This window comes from Nostoc sp. UIC 10607 (assembly GCF_047228265.1).
Taxonomy (GTDB): Bacteria; Cyanobacteriota; Cyanobacteriia; order Cyanobacteriales; family Nostocaceae; genus Nostoc; species Nostoc foliaceum_A.
The window spans coordinates 51,151-75,556 of the sequence record NZ_JBIQNW010000032.1 but is presented as its reverse complement, the minus strand read 5'-3'; the positions used below and the strand labels follow the sequence as shown (position 1 = coordinate 75,556).

Below are 24,406 nucleotides of genomic sequence, written 5' to 3'. Positions count from 1 at the left end.
GTGGCGAGGTTGGTTAAAATTACACGACCTCTGTGAGGGTTGGCAGCTTGCAAAAGAGACTTAACGGGAAAAGTCAGCTGGTAGGATTAGTCAATATTGGACATGCTACTTTCCGCATCGGTAAAGAGGAACATCAGCTTGAAGATGGTCAGGTTATCAAGTTTGATTCTAATATTCCCCATGAACTACTTCCGGTTGTATCTGAACGCTGGTCTTTGTCATTTCGCCGGATTAAGCCACAGCATCTACGGTTCTAAACTTATGTAATCCTTTTCCTGTAAGGATTATGGGGCTGTTCTTATATCGCTGATGTCACTCTATATTAAATCTTTGTAACTTGCGCTCCCATCGGAAATACAAACTTTCTCCATCCACCTCATCTGTCTCTTCACTTTCATTAATGAGGTCTTGGTTTTTCTCCTCTAATTCGCGCATATACTGCCTGAGTATACCTCCAACAGCGATCGCTCTACTTTTATGCAGTTGACGGGTTAACTCTAGAAACCATTCTCTATCACCCACCAAATCTGACTCTTTCACCTGATACTTCAGAATTTCTGGGATGAGTAGTGAAGGGTTATGATGCTTTGCGTAGACGCGAAGCGGCTTGTCGCCAGACATCGCGCTAGTATGAACGACAGGCTGGTAATCAATCCGTAAGCACTGCTGCCATAACGCTACCCATTTGGCATGAGAAAGATAGCCATGACTGAAATACGAAGGCGGTACCATTGCCAAAATATGTAAATGCGGGTGTGCTGAGACTCCATGTCTACCTTTAGTTACTTCGATAGACTTCACCCAACCTTTTGCAGGCCATGCTTTCAATTCAGTGAATCGCTTAAAAGCTTTATTTATCAAATCCAAGTTTTCCCTGAGTTCCTCAATTTGGCAATTTTTTACAGTCAAGGTGACAAATAGCCAACGGTAGTTGGGGTAATCAGTGACAACCTGTGGGAGAATTTTGTAAGCTCTTGCTTTCCACATGAGCGATCGCCGCCACTGACAAACTGGACAATAACGCACTCTACAGAATCGGGCATCTAATAGCTTTAACTTAAAAAAGCCTTCCGATTCATCTGGCACTAATTGAAACTTTAGTAACTCGGAACACATTCTCATCCGCCAAGCATACTCGTGAAAATAATGTTCGTTTGCTTTGGCGTAATAATGTAAGACTTTATCAGTATTAGCTCGGTGCTTATCCCAAATTTTACCGAAAAGCGAAACTTCACTTAAGCTAGGTACATTTTGACTATGTTGGAACTTATCTTGAGAGGATATATTAAAAGCAATAAAGTTATTGTCTGAGGCTTGAGCATACACGAAATTACCAAATCAGTTTGTATCAACGTCCCAAATTAACGCAAGTTATACGGTCAAGCCTCAGTAAAAGTATTTAGGTAAACAATAAGACTAATGCTGACTCATCTGAGTCATTCTTGGTTATGAAGTACTGCTGAAATTGGAAAGCTCAGGAATTAGTATTCTCGTCGGGTGCTTCAAACTTGTAACCATAGCCCCGCACAGTTTTAATAAACTCCGGTATGCTGGCATCGACTTCCATTTTTTTGCGAAGCTGACCAATATGCACATCAACCACCCGGCCGTCTCCTACGTAGTCGCAACCCCAGATTTTTTGGATTAGCTGTGGGCGACTCCAAGCCTGATTAGGATGACTTGCCAAAAAATGCAAAATATTAAATTCCAGTGCTGTTAAGGCAAGAGATTTATCGTTCAGTGTTACCTCCCGACCCTCTGGGTTAATTGCTAGCTGCTTGAAGACAATACGTTGTGTTGGAGAAGGGTTGATGTAGCGTATCCGTCTTAAAAGAGCTTCTACTCTAACTTCAACTTCTGCAAGACTAAACGGTTTAGTCATGAAATCATCAGCACCTGCGCTTAAAATTTTAATTTTATCAGCCTCATCAGTCCTACTAGTTAGTATCAGCACTAAAACATTAGTACGACTCTGCATTTCTTGACAGAGGCTATAACCATTAACATCCGGCAAATTCCAATCCAGAATCACTAAAGCTGGGTTGAATTGCTCAAACAATGATAAGGCAGTCTTGCCATCTGCTGCCGACTCTATTTGATATTTTCGACTTAAAAAACGATAGACGAGATTTCTCACGCCGAAGTCGTCATCTACGATCAGAATTTTGGGAGTAGTAGCGGTAACCATAACCATAATGCTGCCTAGCCTATTGTAGATTGGGCGATTGGCTGTTGCGCCAGTTTTGCTTTACGTGTTTCTGTTGAGAGTATATTCACGCGCGTCTCCGCTGAGTACCATCGCCACTGTAGTACTTGTGTACAATTAATTTTCCATGAAGTTTATGAAAACTTCAGCCATCGTAATGCTTATAAAATGTATAAGTATTGTATGATTTTTGTATAATTTTGAATTTGTATTGTATATTTTTTGACTTTTATACTTAAATTCAGTGTAATTGAAAAACATCTCCCTAACCGCAAATAGTCTAGAGAAACACAACGCCACAGCAATTACTACAAATTTGCAAGAGCAAAGCACTTCCTGATTAATTAGGTATCTACAAAGAATCACAAACCAATCTATAAGCAAATCTAAATTCTAAACTCCTACTTACCCAAATCTACTCTAGCCAATGGGTATGTCTTCTTAAAGAGGGTCTACGAGAATTTACTTTGGGTGCATTTATATGTAGCTACCCTCTTAAGCATATACTATACTACAAGTTTCAGCCTGAGACTATGACAAGCCAAGGACTGAGAGCATCACCAGAAGGTATAAGGGCAGCAAAAACAGCTTTAACAGACAAAACTTGGAGTCAGCATAAATTAGCAACAGCTTTAGGCATTACACGTCAACCAGTTTCCAAATTCTTTGCAGGTGAGTCTGTTTCCCGCTCTTGTTTTGTGCAAATTTGCCAACAGCTAGGGTTATCTTGGCAAAAGGTTGCTGGTTTACCTGAAGATGTGGCATTTGAGGCAACTCCTAAAGCACAAATCAAAGGTGCTGACCTTGATACAATGGTGCGGGAAGTGCGGCAAAAGCGTCAAGATAAAATCCAAGACCAGTGCAACACTCTGCAAATGTTGGACATTGCCCAGACAATCCAATTGATGGACATTTACACCAATATTTATGTTTTAGAAGAGATAACTAGCCTGCAATGGCGAGAAATTTCTGACCTGTTGAAAGACTTCAAATCTGAATCAGACTTTAATCAACTCGCAGGATACAAGGGTCAGAGAAGATTACCAGGCTTGGAAGCAGTATTGCAGCACTCAAAACTGATGGTGCTGGGTAAACCAGGGTCTGGTAAAACTACATTTTTACAATATCTAGCGATTGAGTGTAACAAAGGCGAGTTTCAGCCAAACCGCATAGCAAGTTTTATTAGAGTGAAAGAATTTGCTGAAGATGCCAAAACAGACAGCGAATTCAATCTATTGAACTATATTACCCAAGAATTTCTTACTTGCGGTGTTGAACAGGAATCAACTAAAACTCTCCTGACTGAGGGCAAACTACTGATTTTGCTAGATGGATTAGATGAAGTACCAGAACAAAAGGCAGATAAAGTTACAATAGAAATTCGGAGATTTACCCAAACTTTTTACAAAAATCAGTTTGTTATTAGCTGTAGGATTGCTGCCCAAAAATATAGATTTCAGGGAGTTACTGAAGTTGAGATGGCAGATTTTGACCAAGAGCAAGTAGAAGTTTTTGCCAAAAAATGGTTTGTTGGAGTTGCTCTTAAATCTAGGGAAGACAATGAAGCCATAGGAAATTTATTTATTAATCAGCTGCATCTTTCAGAAAATCAACATATCCGAGAATTGGCGGTCACTCCATTACTGCTACATTGGATTTGCTTGGTGTTCCAAGCAAAAGATGAATTTCCTTTAAATCCAGCCAAGTTATATGAGCAAGCAGTGAATATTTTGCTGAACAGATGGGATGAAGTCAAAGGAATTAAACGCGATCGGGTTGCTCAGAATTTGACTTTAAAAAGCAAGAAAAAACTGCTTGTTCAACTTGCCGCTATTACTTTTGAGCAAGAAAATTACTTTTTTGAACAAGAAAAAATCCTACAAATTATTGCTCACTATCTAGAACCTTTACAAAATATTAATTCAGAGGCAAGTCAATTTTCGCTAGATAACGAAGCAGTAATAAAAGCAATTGAGGTACAAAATGGATTATTGGTGGAAAGGGCAAGAGGAATTTACTCTTTTTCTCATCTGACGTTTCAAGAGTATTTTACGGCTAGGAAAATTGTTGAAAGTTACTCAGCTTATGATTGGAAAAATCTGGTCAGTCACATAACCGAAAAACGCTGGCATCAGGTATTTTTATTAACTGTTAGTATGTTGCCAAATGCTAATGAAATACTACAGATAATCAAGCAAAAGATTGATTTGCTAGTTGCTGGCGACGAAAGATTACAATATTTTCTAACCTGGCTGCATCAAAAATCTAGTTCAGTTTCTACGCGCTCTAAAGCAGCTGGTGTTCGTGCTTTTTACCTCGTTTGCGTTGAGCGAAGCTCTTGCAATAGACATGATGCTTTTGTCTATACTTCTGGTTATGACCTTGAGTGTGCTCTTGTTGGTAACATCGCTTTTGACACTGACCTTGTACTAGATGAGTTTCTATTCAGTACTGTTTCCTGCATTAACGAGCTTGACTTTGCCTTTGAACATACCCTCAAGGATGCCCTTGATCATGCACATGCCCTTGTAATTGCCTTTGATAAAGCTGTTGACGTTGTTGTTGATCTTAAATTGAATAAAGTTCTGCAAAAACTTAAAAAACAACTACCAAAAATAGACAGCAAACCAGAGAAATTTAGAGGCTGGTGGCAAGCTCAGGGTAAAGCCTGGGGTGCAGAATTAAGAGATGTGCTGATTAAGTATCGCAATATTGGTTACAACTGGCAGTTCAACAAACAGCAAAAAGAATTGCTTCAGCAATATTATGATGCCAATAAATTGCTGGTAGATTGCCTCAATAGTGCAGCTGATGTAACTCCTATAGTGCGACAAGAGATTGAAGAGACATTATTATTAGCGATCGCAGATATTGAAAAAGTACGTAATTCCTATACTAATAGCTGAAAAATTTGAACTTTTATACTATATTCTAGTTAGAAAATTTAATAAATTTAAATTTATTCACAATCTGTTTAAATAATTAAATATCCAAAAATTTAATAAAATTAATATAATAAAAATCCCTTTCAATAGTCTAATTAGTCTGTATTTGCAATGGATTAAATGGTAGAAAATATTTCAAATAGCTACTCTATCTCAAGAGAGAGTTTGAGTAGATTCAGCCCATAGAAAGATTAATTCAATATATTTAGTCCGTTAAATTGCTATTAATATCGTCAGTCAGGAATAGTTATGGTTAACAATTTAGTCGGCGGCATCATTCCCCCACAACCACCAATAGAAGCACAATCTGATGTTCATGTGCTGAAGTCTCGTCTAGAATGGGGCGAACCAGCTTTTACAATACTGGATGTGCGCGATCGCAACACCTTCAACGAAGGTCACATTATGGGAGCGATGCCGATGCCAATAGATCAATTGGTACAGCGTGCAGTACCTTCTTTGGATAAAAGCCGTGATATTTACATTTACGGTGCTAATGAAGAAGAAACTGCCCAAGCAGCGCAACAACTGCGTTCTAATGGATTTGAGCATGTCTCCCAACTCAAAGGTGGTCTTGCCGCATGGAAAGCTATCGGTGGCCCGACAGAAGGCATTATTGAATCCAAAACTCCCCCAGGTGCAGATGACTACAATGTAGTAGATCGGCTCAAAAATCACCAAGAAAATCAGCCAAAGGGAGGCACTAGCGCGACGGAAGCCATTAAAAAAGGAGCTAGTAACCTCAAGGAAGGTATTCAAGAAGGAGCTAGTAACCTCAAGGAAGGCATTAGTGAATCTAAAACTTCTAAAGACACTGATGATTCCAATATTGGATCTTAGACCACAAATAAATTAGAAAATTAGCGATAGACCTCTTGTATAAATCAATAATTAGAATCCCACTTTACCTTTGACTTATATCTAAATCTCCCTTCTTTGCTTGTAGGCAGAGGTTAGGAGTGGGGTGTTAAGGAATTTTCCAAGAGGTCTAATCTCTATTTTTCATGAGCGGAAAAGTTGCAATTCAAGAGTCAAAAGACAGAATATTTTCTCTTGTAATGTTTGTCCTCCAGATAAATAACTTTTGCAAAAGACTCCATGAGCAGCGCTCATAAGGAACAATGAGAAATCCTTTCCTTGTAACCTGTTCCCTATTGTCAATGCAGGTTTAGCGTTTATCAATGTTCAAACAAATCTTTAAATTGCAACAAATCCAAAGAAACTATTGTTGGCAGAAATTCAAAACATTTTTGAGCAATTTCCCAACGTTCTTCTCGTTTGAGCATTTCTGTTAGCTTCTGTTGCACACTAAGTAAGTAGCGTACATCATTGGCAGCATAGCTCAGTTGAGCTTCAGATAAACTAGTGGCATTACCCCAATCTGAACTTTGAGAGCTTTTATCCAGTTCTACTTGTTCTAACTCTTGCACCACATCTTTAAGTCCGTGGCGATTGGTGTAAGTACGAGCTAACTTACTAGCAATTTTGGTACAAAAAACAGGCACAACCTGAATCCCCAGATTGGCTCGCAAAGTGGCAAGGTCAAACCGAGCAAAGTGAAACACTTTTACGACATTCGCCGCTTCCAAGAGTTTTTTTAAATTTGGGGCATCAGCTTGTCCTTTGGCTATGCGAATTGCAGTCACTTTCCCTTCCGGGTTGCACAGCTGGACAAGACACAAGCGATCGCGCTGCGGCAATAATCCCATCGTTTCTGTATCAACTGCGATCGCATCTGATTCTAAATACTGTCCAAGGGCTGCGTCACTGAGATCGCGATCGCTCACCTGAAATTCTTGTAATGTCATGAATTGTTCAAAAATAATAGCAGTGTCTAGCAGATAAAAGTCTTGTCAGACACTACATTATTATTGTGCAAAAAAATCAGAAATTAAATCTACCTAGCGCGGAAAAAAAGCTGTGTAAGGTAGACTTCGCCTTGATTATTAGTAGCAACGCCAATTCCAGTGAGGTTGTAATTTCCTTTAAGATTCTTTAGATGTCCCGGACTTTTAATCCAACCAGTAACAGCTTCGTCCACAGGGTTACTATATCCCCGATTGAAAGCTACATTTTCCGCCGCACTGTTGTAGCGGATAGGGATAGCTTTGACTCGCCGTTCAAATCCCTGATGGCTAAATGGGGTTTTACCTTTAGCCATATTCTGACTATGAATTCTTGCCTGTCGAGTAATATTTGCATTTAGGGTCAACTTTGGCAGTCCTTTAGAAGCCCGATATCGATTAATTTCCTCAAAAACGGATTTTTCTAGCTCCGTAGTTTTAAAAGTAGGAGTCGATATTGCAACCTGACTGGAAAAAAGTGACAACAGCTTATTACGGGTGGATGTATTTGTAGAAGGATGATTTGGTGTCGGAACAGTCGTTAATCCACTAGCAAGGACAAGCGCACTTAAAGCGATGCCAAAAGCAGTTTGTCGGAACATGGAGAATTGCGTAATATGTAGAGATATAAGACTTATACTCTACCCTATTGTTCCAACGATATATACCACGATACTATTAAGGATTGATGAATTTTGGCAATCTGGCTACATCCTTGTATGGGAAGTACAAAAAATCATTTCCAATTGTCAATACTTCAATAGGTCAGCTTCATAAAATCATGGTTATTTTCGCTGATAATTTCAGATTTTAATGAATTATTAAAAAATAATGTAGTGTTCAATAGACAAATGTCATTGAAACTACATTATTCGATATCTAGTAAAAGCTTTGCCAACAGACTGAAGTCTGGGGAATTTGAGAAAAAAACCTAAATTCTACGAAATCTATTAGCGAAAGAAAAGTTGTGTAAGGTAGACTCTGCCTGCACTGTTTCTAGCGACACCAATCCCCGTCTTATTGAAATCACCTTTGATATTTGCAAGATGCCCTGGACTTTTGAGCCAGCCTTGAACAGCTCTGGTAGCCGGGTCACTACGTCCCTGGTTGTAAGCAACATTTTCACCAGCGGTTCTGTAGGAAATACCGGTTGCTTTAATACGTTGTGGAAATCCACCATGTCCAAACGCGACTCTACCACTAGCCATGTTCTGACTGTGAATCTTAGCTTGATTATCGATGGCAGAATTACGAGTCAGTTCTGGTTGCCCTATGGAAGCTCTGTACTCATTAATTTGGGTAAAAACCGACTCTTCTATAGCAGCAGTGTCGCTGCTAGATGCTGCGATATCAACAGTATGTCTTGATATATGTGAAGACTCTGGTGTCAAAGTTAGATTTGTTACAGGAGTAGCGATCGCGCCACTACCAAGAACAATAGTTCCTAAAGCAACGCCGTAGATTGTTGTTCTAATCATTTGCTGAAAGTAAACTTCCAGACCATCTAACCAAACTAATGTCCATGTGACAAATTGCTTATAGGTCTATATACCTCTCTTTAAGCCGTTTTATATTCAAAAACTACCAGCAAACTTTTAAATTCACGACCTTACAAAAAAATTGCGCTGTTGCTAAAAAACTCCCTCTACCATTAGTATGATTATTTGTATATAGATGGCATAAATTGCTCCATTAGAACCTCTGGGCGACTAGCTTGGCTTAAGGGTTTCTAACTCTTCCTGTACAACACGCAACACCCGTGCTATGTATTCTGCACGCCACTGTTCCCGCTCCTTAGTTACTTTTGCATCCGGCTGGTAAGCTTCAATCTCAGTAGCCGATAAAATACCTTTAACTTCTAGCAACCGTTCAATAGTGTCTAGCCGCTCATGCAGTACGGACACTTCACCAGTCAAAGCCATGACGATCGCTAACAATTTATCAATTTGCGGACTATCTAAGTAAACAGGTCGTTTACCCTTAGCTATTTTTGCCATCTTTATACCAATTCTCCCAAAACAAGATTACACACACAAAAGAAAGAAACCCAGATGAAATCTGACTTTCTCAATTACGTAGCTTGCTTCTCGCCAGAGGCAAGTATCATAAATTACAAATTACGAATTGGTATACTTCCTCTACTTACTTGGTTGCAGCGACTACAAACCATGTGCCTTGGCTGCCTGAATTACCATTTTTAAACAGGCTATTAGTTAAGTTTGCTTTCCATGCCCCATTAGGGACAAATTTCTCGAATGTCTTATCTGCTGCAAAACCAGCCTCAGTAGCTAGCGACACCAAATCCAGATCGCGTACAGCACTCCAGAAGGGTTCGTTGTTGTTTGCGGTTTCCCAATCATAAACGAACTGCGTATAAACATCCATGTGACGATACAGGGGTGCTTCCACATGGAGCATCATTCCGCCGGGAGCCAGTAGACGATAAGATTCTTGCATAACTTTACGGACAGATGGCGGGGGAATTTCATGAAGTAAAATGTGAGAAACTACTAAGTCAAAAGATTCATCCGGGAAGTTAGTGTGCTCGGCATTTTGCTGAGAGAAATGTACCCGTTTGCCCAAAGATTTCGCTCTTGCATGAGCATAACGCAGCATGGGTGCGCCTACATCTATGGCATGGACTTCTGCATCTGGAAAACCATCCACATAGGGTAATGTGCTATTGCCGATAGAACATCCCATATCGAGAATTTTTTTGGGTCGAAAGTCGGGATATTCTGGCAGAAGATAGTTTTGGACTATAGATAGCCCCATATCATCATTAAGCGGCCCCAACCAACCCAGACCATAAACGTAAGCGCCGCGATCGTAAGTTGCGCCGGCAGCTACATCATCCTCTGTAAATTCACTGTGATATCCTCCGGGCATACAGTGAATGTCTACAGCCTGCTGATGAGTAGGTATTTGAAAATTTGGGTCGAGAGTTAAAGTACCCAGTTCAGCACCCTGATCTTTGGCACGTTCAATCAACTCTGGCAGTTGTCTGTCAACACTGGAATTTACAGCATCCCATAATATTTCCTGGTTAATACGCTTGAGGGCACTACTCCAGCGGTAGTATGGTTCGTGCCGCATTACTTCCCGAATTTCATAACGAGTCTGGGGAGAACGCTGATGTTCTTGTTCAAACTTCGGCTTGGCTAGTTTTTCATAAAGTACTTTATTGCCAGGAGAGATATTCCTGAAAATGTGCATTCTCAAACTTTGCACAAAATTTTGTCGTGCCAACTCGTCATGAGTGGGTTGCGGTAGCATAGGGTGTTGGAATTGTTGATTCATTATTGCTTTTTACCCAGCTTTTTAAGTATATTTACGCATCATTTAAGAACTTGGCTACTGTTTGTACATCCTTATCGCCACGTCCAGAGCAGTTAATTACAATCCGGGGACTGTCGGTTAGTTGAGGACACAGGGTTTCAAGGTAGGCGATCGCATGGGCTGTTTCTAATGCTGGGATAATCCCCTCCAATTTCGACAATCGCTGAAATGCCGCTAAAGCTTCTGCATCCGTCACACTATAGTATTCAGCGCGACCAGTATCCTTCAAATAACTGTGTTCTGGGCCCACACCGGGATAATCTAAACCTGCACTAATTGAGTGTGCCTCAATGATTTGCCCATCCTCATCTTGCAGAAGATAGCTCATTGCTCCGTGCAACACACCGACTCTTCCTTTTGTCAAGGTTGCTGCGTGTTTTTCAGTATTGACACCTTCTCCTGCTGCCTCAATACCAATGAACCGTATAGAAGGCTCATTCATAAACTCATAGAATAGTCCCATAGCATTGGAACCACCACCCACGCAAGCCAAGAGAATATCAGGCAATACACCCCACTTTTCCATTGCTTGGGCGCGAGTTTCTTGGCCGATTACTGCATGAAAATCACGTACCATCATCGGGTAAGGATGAGGCCCTGCGACTGAACCGAGAATGTAGTGAGTTGTTTCCACATTTGTCACCCAATCACGGATTGCTTCAGAAGTAGCATCCTTAAGGGTTCCAGTTCCCGCTTCCACCGGACGCACTTCTGCACCCATCAACCGCATTCTGAACACATTTAAAGCTTGGCGTTCCATGTCATGAACACCCATGTAAATTACGCATTCCAGCCCAAAACGAGCGCAAACTGTAGCTGTGGCAACACCGTGTTGTCCAGCACCTGTTTCGGCAATAATGCGCTGCTTACCCATACGTTTCGCCAACAATACCTGACCAAGGGCATTATTAATTTTATGAGCACCAGTATGGTTTAAATCCTCACGTTTTAAGTAAATTTGCGGCCCCGTGCGATCGGGTCGGGCATAATGAGCAGTCAGGCGTTCAGCGAAATACAATGGTGTGGCACGTCCTACATAGTCCCGTAACAACTGCTGTAGTTCTGCTTGAAAACCAGGGTCATTGCGGTATTGCTGATAAGCTGTTTCTAGTTCAGTAAGAGCAGGCATCAGCGTTTCAGGTACATACTTACCGCCAAAGCGTCCAAAACGACCTAGCGTATCGGGAACCTGAGCAGTTGAATTTGGAGATAGGGGAGTGGTAGTCACGGGCTGTTTTCGATGACGGGAATGACTTAATTATTATAGAAAGTCTGGGGCATATCTAGGTTATATCTGGGGACTGGGAACTAAATTCTTCATTGATACTCAATGCCCCATGCCCAATTAGTTTGAATCCCTCGCAATGGATTTGTGATGTTAGCCTAGAAATTGATATCCCAGCAGAATGGTTGCGTAGAAGTTTCCACTGCCTTCGAAATTTTTCTTAATAAAAATTTTATGTCTTCTTCCAATTCTAAATCTTCTGACAAAAGCTTTGTCTACCGCGAATTTGGCAACGACAACTCCGCCGCCACAGAAAGACCAATTCCAGAACTCCCCCCACAACAACAAAATCTCAAAGTACAAGCTTCCCGCAAAGGACGCAAAGGCAAAACTGTCACAGTGATTAGCGGTTTTCAAGCCAAGCCAGAAACCTTGGCAGATTTGGTGAAGCAGCTAAAATCCCAGTGCGGCACAGGTGGGACAGTTAAAGATAACGAAATTGAAATTCAGGGCGAACACAAGCAGAAAATTGTCGATATTTTGACCAAGTTAGGTTATAAAGCCAAAATTAGCGGTGGCTAATCTGGAGTGCGGTTTACCGCATCTTAACCGTGGTCTGGATTGAGAGAGGGAATGTTATCTTTGAGAGGTACAAATATGCTTGAGCAGTAGTAAATCACTTTGCCAACAAGCTATTTTTTATGAGATGAATAGGAGGTTTAAATGGATTTAGTTCGGATTCTGTGTGCCATTTTCGTGCCGCCTCTGGGAGTTTTTTTGCAAGTAGGTTTTGGTATAGACTTTTGGATTAATATACTTTTGACACTTTTTGGTTACATTCCTGGGATTATTCATGCAGTGTGGATAATTGCTAAGAAATAATTCTTTGTGGGGGTAGGTATTGAGGCTCTGCATCCAGTGATAAATTGAGCAGAGCCTTAATTAATGCATTTCCATGATCTGCATGGAAATGAGAAAAATGGTTAAGAAATCATTTGCCTAGTATTTGTAACTTTAATTAAACAAAAATCTATAAATATCTTAAGCACATTGCTTTATAACTTTGACATAAGCATTACAATACTGAGGTGAAAAATAACTATTTATTTTACTCGTAATCAAAGTTGTATAAACACAATCGAGTCTCGAATTTAGGCTTTTGTTTGCCCATAAATACCGAATCAGCTCTCATTTTTTAACATGGCATAGAGTCTAAACTCTAGAAGTAAGGGGCAGATGTGCAATTGCCATTGTAAAGTTGAGACATTCAAATCTTTGATCAACCCAGTGCGTATATCTAGTACCCAACCATGAATCAGAGGTGCTTTTCGCTCATAGAGTACCTGACGCATGATGGAAGTTTGGTAAAGATTTTTCACTTGCGCCACAACATTGATTTCCGCCAAACGATTCAGACGTTCTTCTCTTGTTGGCAAGGCATCAATTTCTTCTTGTTTGTGTAAATACAGTTCCCGAATCGGATTTACCCAGTTATCAAGAATTCCGATGGTTCTCCCTTCTAAAGCCGCCTTAATTCCTCCGCAATCATAGTGACCACAAACGATAATGTGTTCCACTTTAAGATGTAAAATAGCGTATTCTAAAACGGCTAAAAAGTTTATATCCGTTAGAGAAACTTGATTGGCAATATTACGATGTACAAATAATTCTCCTGGTTCTGTACGGGTAAACTTTGTTAATGCCAGACGACTATCAGAACATCCAATGTATAGAAAAGGTGGTGTTTGTCCGCTAGATAATTCTTGAAAGTAAGTTGGGTCTAAAGCTAGTTTCTCGGCAACCCATGCCTGATTATTTCTGAGGAGTTCATCAATGCTGTTATATTTCATCTTTCGTTAAATTCGAGAGAGAATCTCATCAATATTTTAGCTGATTTACAGTTGCCTATAAATCAAGATGAGCTTTTTTTAAGCTAAAATATTTATAAAGATGAAATTTTTCTATAGCATCATTAATATAATTAGTGTATAAATTGTAAACGATTAAATTAGTTTTTCTATAAAAACTGAATATGTAGAATTTCAATAAACTAACTAAACAAAGTAAAATTTAAGCATTGTTACCGATGATTTCAAAACCTCATTTAGCATTTCTATATATTCTTGCAAAGCAGAGAAAGTTCTGTAACCAAAATCATTTTAAGTGACACCACAAACTCTACATTTGAGTCAAGCAAGTGTGGCGGAAGTTATGAGTACTGGTCTTTTCAATACACAGAGAGACTTTCTGACGATGGTAAGCTAACTTAACAAAGATGCCAAATTTGAGGTTGAGATATTAAGTTATCAGTTTCAATCGGGTGCAACAACTTTCTTATCGTTATGATGATTAATCGACCAACGGTGATCAATAGTTACAGAGGAAAACTCGCAAATTTCTTCTAGTCGTTTTTGCTGTACAGCAGCTTTACGCAGAGTAATAATTAGTTGATTTACCTGATGCCGTAAATCTGGATTATCATTTACAGCTAACATGGTTTGTCTTTCTAAAAGTTGAAGTATAAGTTCGTAGTGAATAGGAGAAGGTAAAGGAATTTGCTCCATGAAGTTAAATTTTGATTTCATATTTGGGATTTTGTATTAGTCAGCATTTGTCTCTTATCAATAAATTGTTACATACTAAATAACTAGTTGCTTATGGCTTTAATTTGATTAGCAATGAAGATTTGGCAAAGATATTGATGATATTTGATGGCAAAGTGCTGCGTATCTACGCATAGTGTGCCCAATTGCCCAACTATTGTATGCATCTCTATGCAGTTAGTTGCCGTGCGCTCCGGGGCTTAGGGGAGGTATTTATTTCAGATATTCCTCGGTAATATACGGCCGATCGCAGCACCGGGATCTGGTTGTTTGACCAAAGATTCGCCTATGAGTACAGCAGATGCACCTGCTGCAACCACCAAATTCAAATCATCTGGGTTGTGTAGTCCTGACTCGCTGACAACAAGGATATTTTTCTCCTGCAATTGGTTACCCCTTGCTGCTAAAAGTTGGCAAGTAGTTTGCAGATCAACAGAGAAATCTTCCAAATTGCGATTATTGATTCCTACTAAGGAGACCCCATCTAAAGCTAACACACGGTCAAGTTCTGCCAAGCTATGAACTTCAATCAAGGCTGCCATTTTCAGGTTCTTAGCAATTTTGAGGAAGTATTGCAAATCTTGATCGCCCAGGATAGCTGCAATCAACAAAATAGCATCTGCACCTTGAACCCGCGCTAAGTACATCTGGTAAGGATAAATGATAAACTCTTTGCAAAGTAGAGGCAAATCTACAGCAGCGCGAACTTTGGCTAAGTTGTCAAAACTACCTTGAAAGAACTTGACATCGGTTAGCACAGAAAGACAACTGGCTTTGGCTTGCTGATAAGATAGGGCGATCGCTACTGGGTCAAAATCTTCTCGAAGAACGCCTTTGCTAGGTGAAGCTTTTTTAACTTCTGCAATCAATGCTGGTTTAGTCTTACCTTGGCGCAAGGCGGCGACAAAATCACGGGTTGGCGGTGCAGAGAGTGCCTGATGTTGTAATTCCCGTAAAGGCAGCCTTTCTCGCATTTGCTCAACTTCTACTTCTTTCTGCCAGACAATTTCTTCCAAAATGTTGTTTGGCGCTGAATCTGGTATGGCAGCCTGATAACGTAATATAGATACATTAATAGCTGGGTTAGGTGAACGACGACGGATTTGCATAATTAGTCATTAGTTATTAGTCATTAGTCATTAGTCAGTGGTCATTTGTCCTTTGCTAATAAGAAAGGACAAATGACAAAGAACTAAATTGCGATCGCTCGTTTATAAGCTTCGTCTAGAACTTCCGAGAGTGTCGGATGGGCGTGAACTAAATGTGCGAGACTTTGGACAGATTGACGGTTAGCGATCGCAGCTGACGCTTCATGAATTAAGTCTGAGGCGTGCAGTCCGAAAATGTGAACACCCAAGACTTCTCCAGTGTCTTTGCGATATATCACCTTGGCAATCCCGTCGGCTTCATTTTCTGCCAACGCTTTAGAATTCCCTTTGAAGTAACTTCGACTTGTGCCGATTTCAAACCCTTCGGTTTGTCCTAACTCCTTAGCTGCTGTTTCCGTTAAGCCCACATAGCTGACTTCTGGGTGGGTAAACGCCGCCGCGGGGATGCTGCGATAGTCTACTATTCTTTCCCTCCCAACTATATTTTCTACCGCAATGATGCCTTGAGCAGAAGCCGCATGTGCCAACATCATCTTCCCATTAGCGTCGCCAATTGCCCACACATGTGGCACTACTTCACCGGCTGATAGTACTGCCATGCGATCGTCAACTGGGATAAAATTCCGCCGATCCAGTTCCACACCGACAGACTCCAAACCAAGATTTTTGGTCGCTGGGATGCGTCCTGTAGCCACCAAGCAAGCATCTACTTCGATGACATCTACATCTTCTTTGGTTTTGAAATCTGCTAACTCAATCACCACAGGTGAACCTGGGATGACTTTTTTAGCGTATATCCCCACTTTCGTTTCAATATCGCGGGGAGTAATCAGCACGCGTTCGGCAAGTTTGGCAATGTCTCGGTCAAATCCTGGCATTAACTGATCTAGGGCTTCAATCAAGGTGATTTCACAACCCAAAGCTGAGTAAATATCAGAAAATTCCAAGCCGATGTAACCACTACCAATAATCGCCACCCAGTCTGGTAGCGACTCCAACTTAACGCCTTGATCGCTGGTAAAGACAGTTTTGCCGTCTACTTCAATCCCTGGAGGTACAAAAGGAATTGAACCAGGGGAAAGGATGATGTCTTTGGCTGTGATGGTTTTTTCGCCACCGTCTCCGGTGATAGAGACTTTTTGTGCCCCAGCGATTTTTCCCCAACCTCTGAGAATATCAACTCCTAAACGTTTGAGGCTGTTGGTTAAGTCGCCTTGGATTTTTGAGACGAGATTACCAGCATGATTAGCGATCGCTTGGCGATCAAATTCCACGCTACCAATTTGAATTCCTAGTGACTTGAGGTGGTGGGCATTGCGTAACTCCCGCACACGTCCAGATGCCGCCAGCAGCGCCTTAGAAGGAATGCAGCCCCGATTTACACAGGTTCCTCCCATATCAGCAGCTTCGATAATCGCTGTTTTCAGACCGCAACTTACAGCGTGTAAGGCTGCGCCATGTCCGCCTACACCAGCCCCTATAATGACTAAATCGTAATCAAATCCTTGACTCACGTTAGTTTCCCCGTGTGCTTCGCCTATTTATTCTCAACTTGACCGTCAATCAGCGCAACCCCTTTAACAGTTCTCAGTTCTCAGTTCTCAGTTTTATCGCTTGACTCCAAATCCTTCACAATACATCGTCAGGACTGTTCACTGATGACTGTTTACTAATTTAAGGTTCGGGTGTTGCTTCAAATTATGATTCACTTGCTTCTGACGAAAATATGGATGTTTTCAGTAATTATAGTCAAATCTAGATACTTATTTTTTTGATACCTATTAGCCTCAGAATTCTTTCTGAGGGGGTTTTTGGCACTGGTGTAAGGCTTCAGTTCAACCCTAACCTTCACTTGTTCTTTTGGAATTCGGAAAATTCCGAGTTCTAACTCCTCCTTGTCATATGTCAATAACTTTGAATTTCTTTACAGCGCGTTAGCCTAACACCTAAGCTGGATTTAGGATTCATGCAGAGGTTTTACGCAGGCGATCGCTCGATGTCTATTCCCCAAATTAGTGAATTTACTATCCGCCGTCATTCCAACGCCAAATCTTTCCAGCGGGGCGAGGCTTACTATGAAGCAGGTGCTGTCAATGCTATTACCCAACGTGGCAATCTACTTCAGGCAGATGTTGCAGGTACTCAAGCTAGACCTTATCATGTCAATCTGAATTTTGATAGCAGTGGGTTAACATCAGTAAATTGCACCTGTGCCTACGACTTTGACGGATGGTGCAAACATATTGTAGCGACTATGCTTGTCTGTGCGCGTAACCCAGAAAACATTGAGCAGCGCCCTACCCTAGAACAACTACTTAATCGCCTGGATTACATCCAAACTCAAAGACTGCTGCAAGAGTTGGTAAAAGAATACCCACCACTCATTGAGGAAATTGACCGCCATGTAGGTTGGATGACTAATCCTGCTGCCCAGCAAAAATCTACAAAACCTTTGCTCCATATTACTATTGATCCGGCTCCCTTTCGGCGGCAAGTCCGGCAGATTCTCCGGGATACTGTGCGCTACTTTGAGGAAGGGTGCGAAGAAGACCCGATTGCCGACGAATTGCTGAATGTGGTGCAAACTGCGGTAGATTTTAGCGAACGGGGAGAGGGTAAAAATGCGATCGCTATCTTAGAAGCGATTACCTTCACCTGTGTGGAAAATTGGGATGATGTTGCCGAATACGGTGCCGAAAATGATGAGCTTGTCGGAGAATTAAATAATGCTTGGTGTGAAGCAATTCTCAGTTCTGAACTCACCCCAGAAGAAAAAGTTGATATTCAAATAAATTTAGAAGCCTGGCAAGATGAGTGGAATGCTGATTTTGGCATGGTTATGGAGGCTTTACGCCAAGGTTGGGATTATCCGCCCCTAGTGCAAGTTCTCGAAGGTAATATTACCGAAAGGGGAGCATGGGAAGAAGATGTGCCAGACTACGCGGATGATTTGGCACTAATTCGCCTAAAAATTCTCGAACGTCAAGAACGTTACCAAGAATATTTATATTTAGCAGAAGCGGAAGAACAAACCCAGCAGTATCTGACAATGCTAGGTCGTTTAGGCAGAGTAGAAGAAGCAATTGATGCTGCTCAAATCCAGATGAACTCAATGGAAGAGGCTTTTGCCCTAACGAAAACACTCAGCGACCAGGGGGCATTACAACAGGCGCTAGATATAGCCCAGAGTGGATTAAATTTACCGGGTAATTGTCAGTACGAATTGGGAATTTGGACAAGTGATTTGGCTGTTGAGTTGGGTAATAATGAAGCTGCTTTATTAGCAATCAAGGCGGCTTTTCAAGTCAAGCCCTCCTTTGTTGACTACCAAAAGATGGCAGAATTGGCTGGAGAAAACTGGGAAAGTGTCAAAATAGACCTGCTAAGAATTGTCCGTAGTTATGGTGGTTGGGGAACAGAATCAGCCAAGGTGGATATATTCTTACATGAAGGGCTAATTGACGATGCAATTGCGATCGCTAGTGAACTCAGTTCTTATTATTCCGAATTGATTCACCGAGTCATGGATGCTGCTATCTCTCACAATCCTGGTTGGGTGATTGCTAATGCTCGTCGCCGTGCCGAAAAGATTATGGATGGAGGTAAAGCCGAATACTACTACTACGCAGTTGAATGGTTGAAAAAGGCACGTATCGCCTACTTGGAATCTGGCAAGAAAGCTGATTGGTTAACCTATCGGGAAAATTTGATGCAAACCCACGCTCGTAAACGTAAATTGATGGAAATGTTTCAGCAAAGGGGTATGGACTAAACAATATACAAAACAGATTAGAGGCTGAAGAAACCAGATAATCCTTAATCTGCGATTACCTACAGATGAACATAATATCCTCTTAGGGGCGCACAGCTAGCTGTGCGCCCCTACCCATGTACGTCATTACAGATTGAATACCATTGATAATTTTAAGTCTGCAATAACCAAATAATTTAGCTTTTAAATTGAGATTTGCCGAAGATATCAACATTAGCGGCAAAAGATGAAGTAAGATTCACATCTGAAGCAGTCCCCGTACAATCCCATAGTTCTCAGCAAAAAATAGTCTAGTGCGATGATTGATAAATATCCCCAGAATCTTATAGTGTCCTGCTTACCGCTAAGTATGCTTCTATTACTTAGCAGCATATCTTCCAGTCCACTGAAAGCTGAGGCTGTTGATACTACACAACTACCAGCTAGTAATTTCATCCTGTCGCAACAACTCCCACCACCACAGGATGTCCAACCACCCTCACTTTCACCACCTCCCTCACCTGAACTACCACAACCACTTCCCCCACCAGCAGAACTATTTCCCCCCTCTGTCCCAACTCCCAAACCTGAGGAACCACTCCCTGGCAACTTTCCTCAAACTATTGTTGTTGAACGTTTTGAAGTTATTGGTAGCACAGTCTTCAGTCCCGAAGAGTTAGCCCTCGCCACTGCTGAATTTACCAAACGACCGATCTCGCTGACTGAAGTGTATCAAGCACGTTCTAAAATTACTGATTTATACGTCCAAAATGGTTACATTACTTCTGGTGCTTATATCCCGCCCCAAACAATCCAATCCGGTGTTGTAAAGATTCAGGTGGTCGAAGGTAAATTAGAAGACATCCAGATCACTGGAACTCGGCGATTGAATCCGAATTATGTCCGCAGCCGACTAGCAATAGCGACAACAGCACCTCTAAATCGGCAGCGTCTACTAGAGGCACTGCAACTATTGCAAATTAATCCTTTGATTCAAAACGTGTCTGCTGAACTATCAGCAGGATCGCGGACTGGTGCGAGTCTTTTAGAAGTCAAAGTCAGTGAGGCAAAAACCTTTAGTAGCCAAATAGTTCTTGATAATGGGCGATCGCCTAGCGTTGGCAGTTTTCGCCGCCGATTACAATTGAATGAAGCCAACTTATTAGGACTGGGAGATGCTTTGGGTATAGCTTACACTAATACCGATGGTAGCAACTCTTTTGATGCCAGCTATACATTACCACTCAATCCTCGCAACGGGACACTTACCTTCAACTATGGCATCACATCAAGCAATGTCATTGAACCTCCTTTCAACGTTTTAGATATCCAATCGGATTCTCGCTATTACGAACTGACATTCCGCCAGCCCATAGTTCAAACTCCTACACAAGAATTCGCCCTTGGGTTAACAGCCTCCCGACGGGAAAGTGAAGCCTCTTATATCGACATAGAACGACTACCTTTCCCCGGTTTAGGCGCTGATGAACAGGGGCGCACCAGGGTATCTGCGTTGCGATTTTTTCAAGAATGGACGAGTCGTAACAGCCGTGAAGTTATCGCCCTCCGCTCTCAATTCAATTTGGGCATCGATGTGTTGAATCCCACGATTAATCAAACTCCTCCCGATAGCCGTTTTTTTGCTTGGCAAGGACAAGCGCAGTGGGCACGCCTTTTAGCTCCTGAAACATTACTTTTACTTCGTTTAAATACACAACTCGCATCCAGGACACTTTTGCCTTTAGAGCAATTTGGGTTAGGTGGGCAGGATAGTATTCGCGGCTACCGTCAAGATTATCTGCTGACGGATAATGGCACTTTGGTTTCTGCCGAAGTTCAAGTACCGATTCTGCGCTTACCCCAGATAGATAGCACCTTACAGGTTATCCCCTTTGTGGATTTTGGTGTTGGTTGGAATAGTTCGGCTAGAGAGAATCCCGACCCTAATACTTTAGCTTCTGTTGGTCTGGGGTTGCGTTGGTCACAAGGCGATCGCTTCACGGTTCGTCTTGACTGGGGTATTCCTTTAGTATCTGTTAACTCGAATGATAGAACATTACAAGAAAACGGACTGTATTTTAGTTTATTCTATAATCCTTTTTAAAATTTAGGGATTTATTCTCGTTTTCTTCTTGACGAGAGGATGCGCCAACGGGGTGTTCCTGCTCCATTAAAGCAACTGGCGTGCTCAGATATTTTTTCTCCTGTGGGATGCGCCGAATTAATTTAATTCCTGCCTTGCTCTTATCTATTTCGCAAAATCCCGTGAAACAGTACTATTTGACTGATTAAAAAATAAAAATCAGACGGTTATTTATATAATTCGGAGTTTCGTCACCACTCAGAATAAAAATCCGCAAATATACCATGTGTTCTATTCAGTGTTTGATTTTATTCTGGGTATCCTAAGCAAAGGCTAGGTTAGATGATATAGACGAAGGAGCAAAGTTTATAACTGATGTATGAGCAGAGGAAACAGCTAGACCTTCTACCGCAAAAACTGATTAAACAATTAGTCATCTCATTCCAGAAAGTTGACCATGAAAATAAGGGCTAGTTTGCACCTTCATACCCCTTTTGGAATCATAGATGGTGATAAATTTGATTGAACTAATTTTCCCATAAGTTCAGACTTTCAGGCTCCACTTCTGAGAGTATTATTTTTCAGACTAAGACATAAAAATATGAGAATTTGAGGAACAGCCATGCTAGGAAATGAGCGGGAAAAAATACGCCATCTTTTGGTCATTCAAGACCTGCAAGGGCGGCGAACTGTCCCATTGCGAGAGACTACTTATTCTCTGGGACGGCATCCTGCAAACACTATTGTCTTGGCTTCCCGGTCAGCATCGATGCAACATGCAATTTTATTGCGAGTAACTGTTCCAGAGACTGACCAATATGGCTTTCAGATTATTGATGGCAACTACAAGGGAAAAGGAAGTACTAATGGCTTATTTGTGAATGGCGCTAAATGCTTTTCCCATAATCTTAGACACGGAGATGTCATTGCCTTTGGTAGTAATCAAGCTCAAGCTAAATATTATGCTATTTCCAACATTTCAGAACAAGCATTTTCAGAATCTTGTGATGTTGAAGACTTATCTGGTTTCCTATCAGAGCAAGCCAGTCCTGCCAATCCTTTTCAAACCTTAGCTGTCGATCCCAGCTTTGAAGCAGCGAGTGAGTCTGCCCTGGCTCGCCTAGCATCCTTCCCTGAACTCATCCCCAATCCAATTATTGAGATGGATTTCGAGGGAACAGTGACTTATCTCAATCCAGCTGCCGCTCTCAAGTTTCCCAAACTCAGGGAAGTTGGAACCAAACACCCGATTTTAACAGGACTCCTAAGTGAAGTTAACAATCTAGAAAAAAGATCTTTTGTGCGGGAGGTAGAAGTAGGTACAGAAGTTTTTGAACAATCCGTTCTCTACCTTCCTGAAAGTGATTTAATTAGAACTTTTATTATTAGGGATATTACAGAGCAAAAACAAGCCACGGCCGAACTGCGCCAGCGCGATCGCTTGTTACAAGCAGTTGCAGAAGCTGCCAATTATTTGCTAGGGGAAATGAATTACGAAACTGGTATTGATCGAGCTCTAGCTATAGTGGGTGAAGCAGCCAAAGCAGATCGTGCCTATCTCTTTCAGAACCATCCCCATCCTGCTACAGGGGAAATAGCAGTCAGCCTACGGTTTGAATGGACGCACTCCTTTATTGAACCTACGCACCAGCATTGGCAGAATCAGCCTTATCAAGCTTCTGGATTAGCTCGTTGGTACACTGTTCTCTCTAGCGGCCAGTCGATTAGCGGAATCACCCAAACATTTCCTATAGCTGAACAAGAATTTTTGATTCGAGATGGCATTAAATCCCTTCTTCTGGTACCTCTCCGGTTGGAGAAAGAGTGCTGGGGTTACCTTGGCTTGGCAGACTGCACCTTTGAGCGTCATTGGTCAAAGCACGAAGAATCTACCCTTTTGACGATGGCGGCCAGTATCATTGGTGCGCGGCAGCGTCAGCAAGTAGAAGAAAAGATTCGCTACCAAGCTCTTCATGACGTGCTGACAGGGTTGCCCAATCGCTTACTATTTAATGAACTGCTCAGTAAAACTCTGCCTAACGCTACTCGGAATGGTGAAAGTTTAGCTGTGATCTTCGTCGATCTGGATCGCTTCAAAGTCATTAATGACACTCTGGGGCACACCTTGGGAGACCAATTGTTAAAAAGCGTTGCTCAAAGATTAAAAGATTCACTCAGAAGCGGAGATACTGTAGCCCGTTGGGGAGGTGATGAGTTCACTATCTTGCTCCCGCGAGTGAATGATATTGAAGAGGTAACCCTGGTGGCGGATAGAATCTTACAAGCCTTAGAGGATGCTTTCCATCTCCAAGGGCATGAACTTTATGTGACTGCTAGCCTTGGTATTGCGTTGTTTGATAACAACAGTCCTGATGTCGAAACGCTAATCCAGCACGCAGATGCCGCTTTATACTACGCCAAGGACAAAGGACGGAATAACTACCAATTCTACAGTGTTTCCCTGAGCGCCAAAAATCCTGAACTCCTGACTTTAGAAAAGAGCTTGCGCTATGCCCAAGAACGCAAAGAATTTAAGGTGTACTATCAGCCTCGTGTGAACATTGCCACAGGAGAAATTACTGGTATGGAGGCTCTGTTGCGTTGGCAGCACCCAGAAATGGGATTGGTCGCACCCAGTGTTTTTATTCCCCTTGCCGAAGAAAGTGGATTAATTATCCCCATCGGCGAATGGGCGCTGCGGACGGCTTGTAGCCAAAACAAAGCATGGCAAGATGCGGGATTGCCACCCATGACGATCGCTGTTAATCTTTCTCTTAAGCAGTTCCGCCAACCTAAATTGGTGGAGATTGTAGCTACAGTTTTAGAACAAACGGGGCTAGAGCCGCGCTTTTTAGAATTAGAAATTACCGAAACCACAGCGATTGAGGATTTGTACTTTACCAGAAACGTGTTACAAAATCTCCAGCAGATGGGTGTTCACATCTCCATTGATGACTTTGGTACAGGTCATTCCTCGCTCTCGCGCCTACAGCTTTTGCCACTCCATAATCTAAAAATAGATAAATCTTTCATTCAAGATTTGACCCTGGATGTCAAAGTAGCTCATATTATTAGGGCCATAGTTACCTTGGGCCAGAGTTTGGGATTGAAGTTGACAGCCGAAGGGGTAGAAAAGGAAGAGGAGTTGGAGTTTTTAAAATCTATCAACTGTGAGGATGTACAGGGCTTTCTATTCTATCGCCCGCTTTCTGCCCAGAAAGCAACAGAAATCCTCGAAAGTAAACGACCAATGCTCTAGTAGAAACTGTTTGTACTAGTGACGATACAATAGCATTCATCG

The 24,406-nt window shown here is 41.7% G+C and carries 19 protein-coding genes and 1 pseudogene; 8 read left to right on the top strand and 12 right to left on the bottom strand.

From position 1 onward, the window contains the following. Positions 1 to 47 precede the first annotated feature (47 nt). Positions 48 to 257 carry a hypothetical protein gene (locus ACEYW6_RS23235; protein WP_412981615.1) on the top strand — a complete coding sequence of 70 codons (210 nt, stop codon included), beginning with the start codon at positions 48 to 50 and terminating at the stop codon, positions 255 to 257. A 55-nt stretch (positions 258 to 312) separates the two neighbouring features. On the opposite strand, the gene ACEYW6_RS23230 is transcribed toward ACEYW6_RS23235, so the two are convergent. Further along, positions 313 to 1,326, bottom strand: coding sequence for a protein rep (locus ACEYW6_RS23230; RefSeq protein ID WP_412981614.1), 1,014 nt, complete (start codon positions 1,324 to 1,326; stop codon positions 313 to 315). 148 nt (positions 1,327 to 1,474) lie between these two features. Further along, positions 1,475 to 2,194: a response regulator transcription factor gene (locus ACEYW6_RS23225; RefSeq protein ID WP_190889874.1), complete on the bottom strand. Its 720-nt coding sequence runs from the start codon at positions 2,192 to 2,194 to the stop codon at positions 1,475 to 1,477. A gap of 545 nt (positions 2,195 to 2,739) precedes the next feature. On the opposite strand from ACEYW6_RS23225, the gene ACEYW6_RS23220 reads away from it, so the two are divergent. Together ACEYW6_RS23220 and ACEYW6_RS23215 are read left to right on the top strand one after the other, a co-directional pair. Beyond that, positions 2,740 to 5,112 carry an NACHT domain-containing protein gene (locus ACEYW6_RS23220; RefSeq protein ID WP_412981613.1) on the top strand — a complete coding sequence of 791 codons (2,373 nt, stop codon included), beginning with the start codon at positions 2,740 to 2,742 and terminating at the stop codon, positions 5,110 to 5,112. Positions 5,113 to 5,400: 288 nt separating this feature from the next. Beyond that, a pseudogene (locus tag ACEYW6_RS23215) lies at positions 5,401 to 5,847 on the top strand (rhodanese-like domain-containing protein); the annotation flags it as partial. 482 nt (positions 5,848 to 6,329) lie between these two features. On the opposite strand, the gene ACEYW6_RS23210 reads toward ACEYW6_RS23215, so the two are convergent. The 6 genes from ACEYW6_RS23210 to trpB form a co-directional block, all read right to left on the bottom strand. Next, the gene (locus ACEYW6_RS23210) at positions 6,330 to 6,959 is read right to left on the bottom strand and encodes a ribonuclease H-like domain-containing protein (protein WP_412981612.1); all 630 of its coding nucleotides are present in this window, start codon (positions 6,957 to 6,959) and stop codon (positions 6,330 to 6,332) included. Positions 6,960 to 7,048: 89 nt separating this feature from the next. Then, positions 7,049 to 7,597, bottom strand: a complete 549-nt coding sequence (locus ACEYW6_RS23205) for a CAP domain-containing protein (RefSeq protein ID WP_412981611.1) — start codon at positions 7,595 to 7,597, stop codon at positions 7,049 to 7,051. A gap of 348 nt (positions 7,598 to 7,945) precedes the next feature. Further along, positions 7,946 to 8,473 (bottom strand): CAP domain-containing protein, encoded by a 528-nt coding sequence (locus ACEYW6_RS23200; protein ID WP_412981610.1) that lies wholly within the window; start codon positions 8,471 to 8,473, stop codon positions 7,946 to 7,948. A gap of 231 nt (positions 8,474 to 8,704) precedes the next feature. Further along, the gene (locus ACEYW6_RS23195) at positions 8,705 to 8,992 is read right to left on the bottom strand and encodes a hypothetical protein (RefSeq protein ID WP_196510560.1); all 288 of its coding nucleotides are present in this window, start codon (positions 8,990 to 8,992) and stop codon (positions 8,705 to 8,707) included. Between the two features lie 145 nt (positions 8,993 to 9,137). Continuing rightward, the gene (locus ACEYW6_RS23190; RefSeq protein ID WP_412981609.1) at positions 9,138 to 10,295 is read right to left on the bottom strand and encodes a class I SAM-dependent methyltransferase; all 1,158 of its coding nucleotides are present in this window, start codon (positions 10,293 to 10,295) and stop codon (positions 9,138 to 9,140) included. A 31-nt stretch (positions 10,296 to 10,326) separates the two neighbouring features. After that, complete coding sequence (gene trpB, locus ACEYW6_RS23185) at positions 10,327 to 11,562, bottom strand: tryptophan synthase subunit beta (protein WP_196510561.1); 1,236 nt, start codon at positions 11,560 to 11,562, stop codon at positions 10,327 to 10,329. Between the two features lie 231 nt (positions 11,563 to 11,793). On the opposite strand from trpB, the gene ACEYW6_RS23180 reads away from it, so the two are divergent. Then, positions 11,794 to 12,141 (top strand): translation initiation factor, encoded by a 348-nt coding sequence (locus tag ACEYW6_RS23180; protein WP_412981608.1) that lies wholly within the window; start codon positions 11,794 to 11,796, stop codon positions 12,139 to 12,141. A gap of 141 nt (positions 12,142 to 12,282) precedes the next feature. After that, positions 12,283 to 12,441, top strand: coding sequence for a YqaE/Pmp3 family membrane protein (locus tag ACEYW6_RS23175; RefSeq protein WP_322672109.1), 159 nt, complete (start codon positions 12,283 to 12,285; stop codon positions 12,439 to 12,441). A 299-nt stretch (positions 12,442 to 12,740) separates the two neighbouring features. On the opposite strand, the gene ACEYW6_RS23170 is transcribed toward ACEYW6_RS23175, so the two are convergent. From ACEYW6_RS23170 to lpdA, 4 genes are all read right to left on the bottom strand, one after another. Further along, entirely contained in the window at positions 12,741 to 13,409 is a 669-nt protein-coding gene (locus ACEYW6_RS23170; RefSeq protein ID WP_412981607.1) for a carbonic anhydrase, read from the bottom strand. Positions 13,410 to 13,871: 462 nt separating this feature from the next. Further along, positions 13,872 to 14,123 carry a DUF5340 domain-containing protein gene (locus tag ACEYW6_RS23165; RefSeq protein WP_190890114.1) on the bottom strand — a complete coding sequence of 84 codons (252 nt, stop codon included), beginning with the start codon at positions 14,121 to 14,123 and terminating at the stop codon, positions 13,872 to 13,874. Between the two features lie 257 nt (positions 14,124 to 14,380). Continuing rightward, the gene (gene trpC, locus ACEYW6_RS23160; protein ID WP_412981606.1) at positions 14,381 to 15,271 is read right to left on the bottom strand and encodes an indole-3-glycerol phosphate synthase TrpC; all 891 of its coding nucleotides are present in this window, start codon (positions 15,269 to 15,271) and stop codon (positions 14,381 to 14,383) included. 83 nt (positions 15,272 to 15,354) lie between these two features. Then, complete coding sequence (lpdA, locus tag ACEYW6_RS23155) at positions 15,355 to 16,785, bottom strand: dihydrolipoyl dehydrogenase (RefSeq protein ID WP_412981605.1); 1,431 nt, start codon at positions 16,783 to 16,785, stop codon at positions 15,355 to 15,357. 482 nt (positions 16,786 to 17,267) lie between these two features. Here lpdA and ACEYW6_RS23150 point away from each other — a divergent pair, with 482 nt between their 5' ends. From ACEYW6_RS23150 to ACEYW6_RS23140, 3 genes are all read left to right on the top strand, one after another. Further along, positions 17,268 to 19,043, top strand: coding sequence for an SWIM zinc finger family protein (locus ACEYW6_RS23150; protein WP_412981617.1), 1,776 nt, complete (start codon positions 17,268 to 17,270; stop codon positions 19,041 to 19,043). A gap of 298 nt (positions 19,044 to 19,341) precedes the next feature. Beyond that, the gene (locus tag ACEYW6_RS23145; RefSeq protein WP_412981604.1) at positions 19,342 to 21,126 is read left to right on the top strand and encodes a ShlB/FhaC/HecB family hemolysin secretion/activation protein; all 1,785 of its coding nucleotides are present in this window, start codon (positions 19,342 to 19,344) and stop codon (positions 21,124 to 21,126) included. 601 nt (positions 21,127 to 21,727) lie between these two features. Beyond that, positions 21,728 to 24,364 carry an EAL domain-containing protein gene (locus ACEYW6_RS23140; RefSeq protein WP_412981603.1) on the top strand — a complete coding sequence of 879 codons (2,637 nt, stop codon included), beginning with the start codon at positions 21,728 to 21,730 and terminating at the stop codon, positions 24,362 to 24,364. The last annotated feature ends 42 nt before the right edge of the window (positions 24,365 to 24,406 follow it).